The sequence below is a fragment of the Microcoleus sp. F10-B2 genome, assembly GCF_036704965.1.
GTDB lineage: Bacteria > Cyanobacteriota > Cyanobacteriia > Cyanobacteriales > Microcoleaceae > Microcoleus.
In genome coordinates this window covers 1-9,648 of the sequence record NZ_JAUBTB010000155.1, presented here as the reverse complement: position 1 = coordinate 9,648, position 9,648 = coordinate 1, and the positions used below count along the sequence as shown (strand labels likewise).

At 46.4% G+C, this 9,648-nt stretch carries 6 protein-coding genes and 1 pseudogene; 3 read left to right on the top strand and 4 right to left on the bottom strand.

What is annotated here, in order from left to right:
* The first annotated feature begins 744 nt into the window (after window positions 1-744).
* A complete protein-coding gene (locus tag QUA99_RS31280; RefSeq protein WP_333244965.1) occupies window positions 745-2,559 on the top strand; it encodes an adenylate/guanylate cyclase domain-containing protein in 1,815 nt (604 codons plus the stop codon).
* Between the two features lie 357 nt (window positions 2,560-2,916).
* Here QUA99_RS31280 and glsA read toward each other — a convergent pair whose 3' ends face one another.
* Entirely contained in the window at window positions 2,917-3,843 is a 927-nt protein-coding gene (gene glsA / locus QUA99_RS31275) for a glutaminase A (RefSeq protein WP_333244962.1), read from the bottom strand.
* 449 nt (window positions 3,844-4,292) lie between these two features.
* Between glsA and QUA99_RS31270 the strand changes: the two genes are divergently transcribed.
* Complete coding sequence (locus tag QUA99_RS31270; RefSeq protein WP_333244959.1) at window positions 4,293-4,637, top strand: hypothetical protein; 345 nt, start codon at window positions 4,293-4,295, stop codon at window positions 4,635-4,637.
* Here QUA99_RS31270 and QUA99_RS31265 read toward each other — a convergent pair.
* Both QUA99_RS31265 and pap read right to left on the bottom strand, forming a co-directional pair.
* Window positions 4,634-5,626, bottom strand: coding sequence for a YdcF family protein (locus QUA99_RS31265; RefSeq protein ID WP_333244956.1), 993 nt, complete (start codon window positions 5,624-5,626; stop codon window positions 4,634-4,636). The genes QUA99_RS31270 and QUA99_RS31265 overlap by 4 nt on opposite strands.
* Window positions 5,627-5,980: 354 nt before the next feature.
* Window positions 5,981-7,468, bottom strand: a complete 1,488-nt coding sequence (gene pap / locus QUA99_RS31260; RefSeq protein ID WP_333244953.1) for a polyphosphate:AMP phosphotransferase — start codon at window positions 7,466-7,468, stop codon at window positions 5,981-5,983.
* Window positions 7,469-8,216: 748 nt separating this feature from the next.
* Between pap and QUA99_RS31255 the strand changes: the two genes are divergently transcribed.
* Window positions 8,217-9,176: a GNAT family N-acetyltransferase gene (locus QUA99_RS31255; protein WP_333244951.1), complete on the top strand. Its 960-nt coding sequence runs from the start codon at window positions 8,217-8,219 to the stop codon at window positions 9,174-9,176.
* Between the two features lie 124 nt (window positions 9,177-9,300).
* Here QUA99_RS31255 and QUA99_RS31250 read toward each other — a convergent pair.
* Window positions 9,301-9,648 (bottom strand): annotated as a pseudogene (locus QUA99_RS31250) (ISKra4 family transposase); the annotation flags it as partial.

Genomic DNA, 9,648 nt, shown 5'->3' with positions numbered 1-9,648 from the left:
GATGATTTTTGGCTGGCATACACTATAACTAATGATTGCTTATTTTTTTATATTATACAATCTAGCTGCGTCTCAGCGGCAATATCTATCGCTTCAGCGGTCAAATTAACCCGATCGACATAATTTATGTCAACAACGAAGCGATTAAGATCGATCGAAATGGCAACTTCAAAATCCAAGGAATTTTACCTCCAAGCCGCCGCCTCAAAATCGTAGTGCGAGGCCCGTCAATCACAGAACGGCATTACAGCCTCGCTGTTCCCTAAACAACCTATTTAAGAGTAAAGTGCGCGGGCAGTCTCTGAGGATCTGAGTTAGATTGTAAGTCCTATCTGAGTTGATTATCACGTGTAAGTGCGAAGCATTTCGCGGTGAAACTCCCTCAGCCCCGGTGCATCTAAATCTTACAGTTAAGTTTGATGCAATTATTGTGGGGTGTCCCGCAAGTCGAAAAATACAATTTAGATGCCCAACAGATTAGTCAAAATCAATAATTTTTGCGCCAACCCTTCGCCCTTACGGTATTGTAAAACTTCATGACCAAAAATTTCAAAGGTGGTACCCGCCACGCGATCGATTAGTGGGATCGATCCAAAATCTAAAATCTAAAATTCTCAATCCCCCGACTCGATCCGTGGGGTCAATCCAAAATCCAAAATCTAAAATCTAAAATCTAAAATCGAATGACTTGCACTCCTCTCGAAGGTCGGACTCGAATGTCAATTTTTGCGTCAAATTAATTGCATGAAGTTTAAAAAATGGATCGATCATCTCAAACACAATCAACTGATCGGCCTGCGGCAATATATAATCACAAATCCTCCCTGGATGACAGGTGCCATAGCAGGTATAATGTCTGTAGCCATGCTGCAACTGGGAATGTGGAAGCCGCTAGAATATTTGGGATACAAAACGCTATTTCAAATTCGAGAATCGGGTATATTACCAAATCCCGGATGGGACTCAAGAATTGCGGTAATTGCGATCGAACGGCATTCCTTGCAGGAATACGGTAAATTTCCTTGGCCCCGCAACCGCTACGCCCAACTGCTAGAAGCGCTGAAAAAATCTCCCCCCACAGGCGTTGGTTTTGACATTCTTTTCCTCGATCCAAGTCCGAAAGATGATATTTTAGCGGCTGCAATTGCCGCCAACGGCAAAGTCGTAATCCCTAGAACCATTAAAGAAGAACCCGTAGCATCTTTAAAAGCAGCCGCCGCAGGTGTCGGCCACATCAGCCAGGAAGCCGATAGTGACGGTATTAGCCGCAAGTCAAAAATCTTTCTCAACGGGATTCCTAATTTCGGTTTAGCAATGACTCACAGATACAATGCTGCTAATCCCCAAGATCCAGTATGGCTCCCACACTCAAAAAATAGGTCGGAAAAAAAAGTCTGGGTTAACTGGCCGGGGAAAACAGAAAATTTACCTACCTATGCTTTTGTTGATGTCGTAGAAGGTAGAATTCCCGCAGATGCTCTGACTAATAAGTTAGTTTTAGTGGGCATAGTTGCTACCGGTTTTGACCCGATTTCTTCACCTCTCAACAAAACTACGGGTGGGGTTTATTTATATGCAGCCTTGGTTGACAATTTGCTCAATCAACGCTTGCTGCGGCGGCTGCCGGTACTGCTAGAAATTTTGTTATTGTTGGGGATTGGCCCCCTTACCGCTTTGGTTCTGGGCAACCGAGGTGTTAAAGATAGAATTGCGATCGCTCTCGGTTTACCTGTTGTTTGGATTGGGGCTGCTGCTTTGTTATTTGGCTTCTTTTTTTGGTGGGTTCCGATTGCCGCACCTATCGGTACTCTCATTTTAGCTGGCACTGCTTTGCAACTGCGGGAACAGTACGAAAAGCAGCAGTTGATGAGGTTATTTGAAAAGCACGTCGCTCCAGAGACAGCTCAGCTTATTTGGGAACGCAAAGCTGAGATATTTGAACAGGGAGAACTCGAACCTCAAGAACTTACAGCAACGGTGCTGTTTATGGATATTCGCAGTTTTACTTCGATTTCAGAAAAAATGCGACCGCGAGATTTGCTCACCTGGTTGAACAATTATTTGGAAGCGATGACTAACTGTATTATGGATCACGGCGGCGTTGTAGATAAATACATCGGCGATGCAATTATGGCAGTTTTTGGAGTGCCTTTTTGCCATACTGAATATCGACAAGTTCAACAAGATGCTTTGAATGCAGTTGCGGCTTGCATTGCGATGCACGAAAGGCTGCACCAACTTAATCAGCAGCTTAGAAGCGAACGCAAACCTTTAATTAAGTTTGGCATCGGTTTGCATACCGGACAGTTAGTTGCTGGTAGCGTGGGCGGTTCCCGGCGTTTGAATTATTCTGTGATCGGCGATGCTGTCAACGTTGCTGCTAGATTGGAGGCGATGAATAAGGAAATTGTTTCTGACAGTCCTTTTAATTTATTGGTGACGGCGAGGACTTTTTCTTATGTGCGCGATCGCTACGAAGGCCAAAAAGTAGGAGCGATTCAATTGCGCGGCAAAAAAGAAAAGACTGTGGTTTATGCTATTTTGGGCGAAAAGAATTAGTTATCGGGCATGGGGCATGGGGCATTAGTTGTGATATTATGTCCTGTTAATTAGGCCCAATTACTTGATACTGGGGAATTAAAATATTGGTTGTAGGGGCGGGTTTTTCGACAAGCTACGCCTTAAACAAATAATCTCAAAAACCCGCCCCCGCCCCACGGAAAATCGAAATATACATTTTTTACAGGCAATCGCCCGTGTTGGTTGATGTAGATTATTAGCGGTGTGGGGGCGGGTTTATTAAGCTTGTTTGTACTGATTAGATATTGTGGTAAAACCCGCCCCTCCGGAATTATATTGTTTCCTAATTGCCAATATTTTGGGGAAATTAAAGGGAAAATAAAAGTGCAATTTCATCTAATCAAATACGCTCAGCCGCAAAGTTTTAGCTATTTTTTCTAACAGAAATAAGCCGGCGACAGAATTTCCCTCTTTATCCAGGGGCGGACTGTAAAAGCCGATCGCACCTTGGCCCGGAATTACCGACAGCATTGCCCCGCTAACGCCCGACTTGGCAGGCAGTCCCACCCGCAGCGCAAAGCGGCCCGATGCTTCGTACAAACCGCAAGTTGCCATCAGTGCTTTGACAGTACGGCAGTTTTCCCCCATTGCTCGATCGCCACTATTTACCAAAACCATCCCCAGCTTAGCTAAATCCTCCACAGTTCCAGACAAACAGCAAACGCGATTGTAAGTTTCTAAAGCAATTTTCGCATTTTGAATGTAACCAGATTCTACCATTCTTAAGGTGAGATTCCAATTATTTTGATTCGGGTTTTCCTTCACTGAATCGAGCATTAACTCGTCAACAAATAACTGACTGTTAGCCTGTTGATTCAGCCAAGTTCGCAAGTTTTGACAGCGCGCCACAGCATTTTGACCGGGAATCAAAGACGCTAGGGCGATCGCTCCGCTATTAATCATCGGATTTCTCGGCTTCCCTCGGTCTATTTCGAGTTGAGTTAAGGAATTGAAAGGCAGTTCCGAAGGCTCGCAGCCAACGCAGTCAAATACCCTTTTTTCGCCCAATTCGCACAGCAAATAAAGCAGGACGAAGGGCTTGACTGCACTCATCAGCGGGAATGTTTGAGCAATGCTACCCCAACTCAAAATTTGACCGTCACTTGCCCGAATTTGCACGGCAAACCCTTCTCTGTCGGCTTGCGCTAGGAGAGGTATGTACGCGGGGATTTGACCTGATTTACTGCGATTTATTGCCTCTTTTGCCCAAGCTGCCAGTTGTTCCGGTTCCAAGGAAGATAGTTGACTGGTGGATATTTTCACTCTCGATTATTTAGATTATTTGAGATTTTAGATTGGCATTCCTGGCGCGATATTGAGCCAGAAACCCCGTTTATTAACCGAATTGCGTCACTTGGGCCCGCTGCGGGAAGAAACTGGGTTTCTTCGGGGAGCTCAACCAAGCTCGAACTTCAGGCTATTGACGTTTCTGCCCGCCGGGAGCAAATAAATTTTTCACAAAAAACCTGTACTTTGCATAAAAATCTCCCCTTCACCCGGATATATAAGTAGCAGCTTCAAGGCAACACTGCTACCCAAAACAAACAAACACTAGCTGGAAATGCCTTCAGGTTGTTATTTTTAAGCCCCAGCAAGGGGCGGGGTGCATATTTAACTTAATTCTTTCAGAGTTCGCGCAATCCTTTCCGGAAAACCCCCGAACCTTTAAGAATGTACTATCCAACCGAATCTACCAAAACCAGGATAAAAAAATGGCAGAAGAAGCGAAAGCAGAAGCACCAAAACCCGCTCCCATGATTTTTAAGGGTGTATGCAAGGACGGAGTTCTCAAAGGCAAAGAAATTGAAGGCAAACTAGACATCAAAGTCAACGTTGAATCTGTCAAAGCGGCAGAAGCACCGCCCAAAAAATCCCAGTGGGAGCCAGTTATCTTTTGGGTATTGTTTGCATTCATGGCAAACTTGATCGTCGGCGACCCCGCCGGAATGAGAAAAAAATACAGCTCCCCACAAAGGTCTTCTTCTCATCAGATTTTAAACCAATCTGGGGAGCAGTCGCTGTTGCCTCAGAAAAACACCAGCAACTTGCCACTTTAGGCCCTGGGAGCTTGCCAGCCGCGCAAATAGTAATAGAAGGACCCGAAATATTCATCGAATACTCGCGTCGTAGTTACCAAAGCTTCTGCACTGGGGAGAAAATCTCCCGCGTCTAAGCGGAATCTGGATTTTCCTCCTGATGTGGGTTGATAAGTGTAGAAGTCGGTAGCCCTAGGAATCACCTGGATTCCCATATTCGCAAAAGCGAGGCTGGCACGGCGCATCTGAATCGCAGATGTTACCAGGATTACTTTGCGCGGGGCGCCGCGGCTGTCGAGTATCTTTCTCACTTCTTCAGCGCTGGTGCGTATGTTGCTGCCGTTATCGTCGAGAACGATACTGCTGCGCGGCACGCCCATGTTGTTTGCCAGCAAAGTCTCGATATCCTTAGCTTCGCCAACAGAACCCTCCAACTCGGGCCTCGGGCCAGCGGTAACGATGACCATAGGTGCCACTTTTTTGCTGTACAAGACGGCAGCATAGGGCAGGCGATTGCCTGTATCTGTCAGTTGAATCGCCACTCGGTTAGCGATGTGAGGCTGAGTGGTTCCCTTGCCCAGCAGGACGATTGCCGCGGCTGTTTCGTCGCAGCAAACTGTGCGGGAGGCTGCGGCAGCGTCCCGTTCTGCTTGGTCGGCGAACCAGTAAGCGACAACTGGCATACTCGAAAGGATCAAAACTAGCAGCGCTGCCAGGATCATTCTCGGCGCTGGGTTGCGGATGCCCCCGTTCGTGATCAGCGCCGATGCAATCACCAGCAGCGTGATGGAAAAACCCAGCGGCTTAAAGAAGAAGGCTATTAGGCCGAAAATCGCGGCTCCTACTGGCGTATCTGGTGCAAAAAAAGCCAGGAACAAAAGGCTGATCAGCAACAAAACGCGCAGCCGGTCTAATAATGGATTGTCTTTGCCTCCTGATTGATCCCACCACGATTTGATCAGTGAGAAAAGGAGGAATAGAAATAGAATGCGAGCTAACAGTTCTGGCATCTTGCAATATTCTGTGTCTTCATAAATTAGTACAGAAGTTTGGAAACGAGCGCGAATTTAGCTGCGGGAGGAAATACTGCCCTCGGTGGGTTTTTAACTTTCGCCAATAACGCAGTCCGATCGCATTTATTCTAATGCTCGCTTCCGGTCAGCTATCAACTATTGGTTGCAGGCTGCAAGCCCGCTACTTCCAGTCACAGATTCCTGACAGTTAATTGGTAATTGATAACTGGTAATGGTTGATTGATAATTGGTAATGAATCGAGCAAGCCGCAGGTGAAATTGGCACTTCAAGCCTGCTTTCTGCTGCCTGCTTTTTTTCCCATTACCTGTTACCCATTCACCAATCCCAATTTATCGGCGCTTCAGTTGATTCCGAATTGCCTGCGTTACCGTTTGAATTACTTTAACACGAGCATAATACTTGTTATCGGCCGCAATTAGCGTCCAGGGAGCAGCAGGCGCACTGGTGCGCTGAATCATTTGATTCACCGCCACTTCATAATAATTCCACTTTTCCCGATTCCGCCAATCTTCAGGAGTGAGTTTGTATTGTTTAAATGGATTGTTTTGCCGCTCTGTAAACCGCTTTAGTTGTTCGTCAGGACTGATGTGCAGCCAGAATTTAACTAAGACACAACCGAAACTGGTGAGTTGCTCCTCAAATTCGTTGATTTCCTGGTAAGCTCGCCGCCATTCGGGTTCGGCGGCAAATCCTTCCACTCGCTCGACGAGCACTCTACCATACCAACTGCGATCGCAAATGCTGATTTTACCAGCCGTTGGCAGCCGTCGCCAGAACCGCCAGAGGTATGGGTGGGCTTTTTCTTCGTCCGTCGGGGCCGCAAAGGCATTAACGGTGTAACTGCGGGGGTCTAATACATCCGTCAAGCGTTTGATTGCTCCTCCTTTACCGGCGGCGTCCCAACCTTCAAACAGCACTAACACGGGGATTTCTTCTTCGTAAATGCTTTGTTGCAGTTTGCCAAAACGGGTTTGTTCCTCGCGAAGTTGCTGTTTGTATTCGTCGGGCGACAGCGATTGAGTTAAATCTACTTGGGCCAGCAAGTCTGGTTCGGTGGGTTGCAACCTTTCTTGAGGCGGCAATTTCACGGGTGCAGATTGCATCGGCAGTCTGTCTAAGGCTTCTGTAATTGTCGCGGCCATTTGCGTTAAAACTTTGACTCTCGCCCACCGCTGACAATCGCCTTCTACTAGCGTCCAAGGTGCCGGGCCCGTGCCGGTTTGGGCTACCATTTCTTCTGCCAAAGTTGTGTATTCTTGGTATTTTTTGGCTTGTTTCCAGTCTTCGGGCCGCACTCGCCAAGCTTGTAAGGTGTCGTCTTCTAGTTTTTTGAGCCGGTGCTTGAGTTCTTTTTTGCTCAAGTGAATCCAAAATTTGGCGATTGCCGCGCCGTCATCTACCATCTGCCGCTCGAAGGCGTTGATTTGCCTGATGACTGTGGGTACTTGGGCGTCGGAGACTCGATCGAACAACCGGTCTTCTAAAACATGAGTGTACCAACTGTGGTAGAAAAAACCAATTTTGCCGCGGGCCGGAAGTTTCTGCCAAAACCGCCACAGAAAAGGATAGCCCATTTCTGCTGCTGACGGCGGCCAAATCGGGTGGACGGCAAACCCCCGCGGGTCCATATACCCTACCATTTGTTTGACTAAAGCGCCTTTGCCAGCGGCTGCCCAACCTTCGAGGACGATAATTGCGGGCAATTTTTTTTCCCAGCAGGCCAGTTGGAGCGATCGCAACTGTTGCATTAAAACTTCTATCTTGGCATCGTAGGTTTCTTTATCCAGGGAGATATCTAAATCGAGGTTGTCGAGCATATTTACCTCATATAAATCTGAAAAAACTGTTTAACGTTAGTTTAACGTTTGGATAAAATTAAATCCTCAACTCCGGGAAAAACGTTATAAAAATTACAGTTCCGGCAGGTTGAAAGCGCGATCGCTCCTGCCCTCAAATGCCAGCATCGTTAATACTAGCAAGATTCCCTCAATTTCAAACTTGCAAAAAAAAACGGCTTAGGTTATAGTTGAAATAGGTAACTTTTAAATAAGTTCAACTTCTACCCTCCCCCGATCGGGCGAGTTAACAGGAGGAGCCAAAAATACCTGAAAAAGGATTGATTGTAAAACAGAGCAAAAGTAAAAATCAACTACCCGGTGGGGGTGACAACTTCTTTACTTAGCTGTAGAAACTTTATTCAAACCGTAGTAGTTACTTAAGCACCAGGCTTGGTAACGAAAGAGAGCGCGACTCATCAACATCGAGCCATAAGCTCACCTACAAAACTAGCCTGAAATGGCCAACCAATTTTTATGATTGCCTAATTAGATAAAACCTGAAAGCCTGGGTGATATAAACAGGTTTCTGAGTTTTATCGACACCCTTCTCAAATACTAAAAGCGGTTTAGGTGCGGTCACGCGAACCCGCCCCACAAGAACTTTTATTTCTTGTGGAACAGGCATCTTGCCTGTTACTGACATTTGTGCAAAATGTCGGAATTACTGTACTTGTTTGCCCATACCAATTAAAAGGAACAGTCCGAAATTACGGATTGCAAGTTTTCTATGAATATCTTGACAACACGCTCCTACAAGGGCGAAACTGACTGGTGCGCGATCGCCAATTTAATCGATGCTTGCGAAGCAGTAGATAGACTCGGCGAAGAAGTCTCAGCTACTGAACTCAAGCTAATACTTGATGCGCCCAAACTCGACAAAGCCCGCGACGTGCAGTTGTGGGAAGATGGTAATTACAAACTCATCGGTTTAGCACTCTTAGATATGCCCGATTCCCCGGCTGAAATCGACGCTTGTCTCTGGTTTTACGTGCATCCAAACCTGCGCGGCTTAGGTTTGGAGAAAGATATCATTAAATGGGCAGAAAAACGGCTGCGCGAAGTAGGAAAAGAACGCAATCTGCCGGCAAAATTGCGTACCTACAGCCGCGAGGACAAAACCGATGAGATGCGGCTGTTAGAGAAACAGGGCTTTGAGGTCGATCGCTATTTTTGGACAATGGCCCGATCCCTCGCCGAACCGATTCCCGCGCCGGAATTCCCCGCAGATTTTGCACTGACTCACGTATCAGGAGAACAAGACATCCAACCTTGGGTAGAGATGTTCAACCAGTCATTTATCGATCACTGGAATCACCACGATTTAACTGCGGAAACCGTGCGCTACTGGATGCAAGATCCGAATTATCAGCCGGAATTAGACTTGATTGCTGTTTCGGGCGATCGTAAATTTGCAGCTTTCTGCGACTGTCAAATCAAACCCCAAAAAAACGCCCGCAGCGGCACAAAAGACGGCTGGATTGAATTGTTGGGTACGAGGCGCGACTTTCGGAAAATGGGTTTAGGAAAAGCGATGCTATTAGCTGGTTTGCATAAGTTGAAAGCAGCGGGTGCAAACACAGCTAAACTCAGCGTTGATGCTGACAGTTTGACGGGGGCGACAAAGCTTTACAAATCAGTGGGTTTCCGCCCGATGGAAACTTGGATCGAGTGGGCTAAGACTGTTTAGAAAAGGTTGGCAGTGAAGGCGAGAATCCCGACGCCTTAAAGAAGTCGGGGTTTTCAAGTGCGATTTTGGGTCAAGTGCGATCGCCCTGGGAGCATCTCAAATATGCAATGAGTATAAATACTGTTTAGCTCATAGCTAGATTTAGATAAGCACAGCGATGTTTCAGAACTTGAGCAATATTATTACGATTCCACTGCGCTCCTGATATCTTGATTCTCTTTCCAATCTGTTTAATTGTAGACTCCACAGCACCCGAACCAATTGTTATCCCTTTAGACTGGATAGCCTGATAATCAGGAATACGTTCTCTATGTCTTTCTAGGTAAGCCAGAAAGTTATTTACTTGAGGTACTTTCCCGTCGGCAAAACTCGATATTGCTCTATCAATCTGGCCATGCCATAGGTTTGTTTCCACCTTTCGTAACCGCTGCTTAGAACCACCAAGTTTGTAAAGGTTTTCTTTCAGGTGATA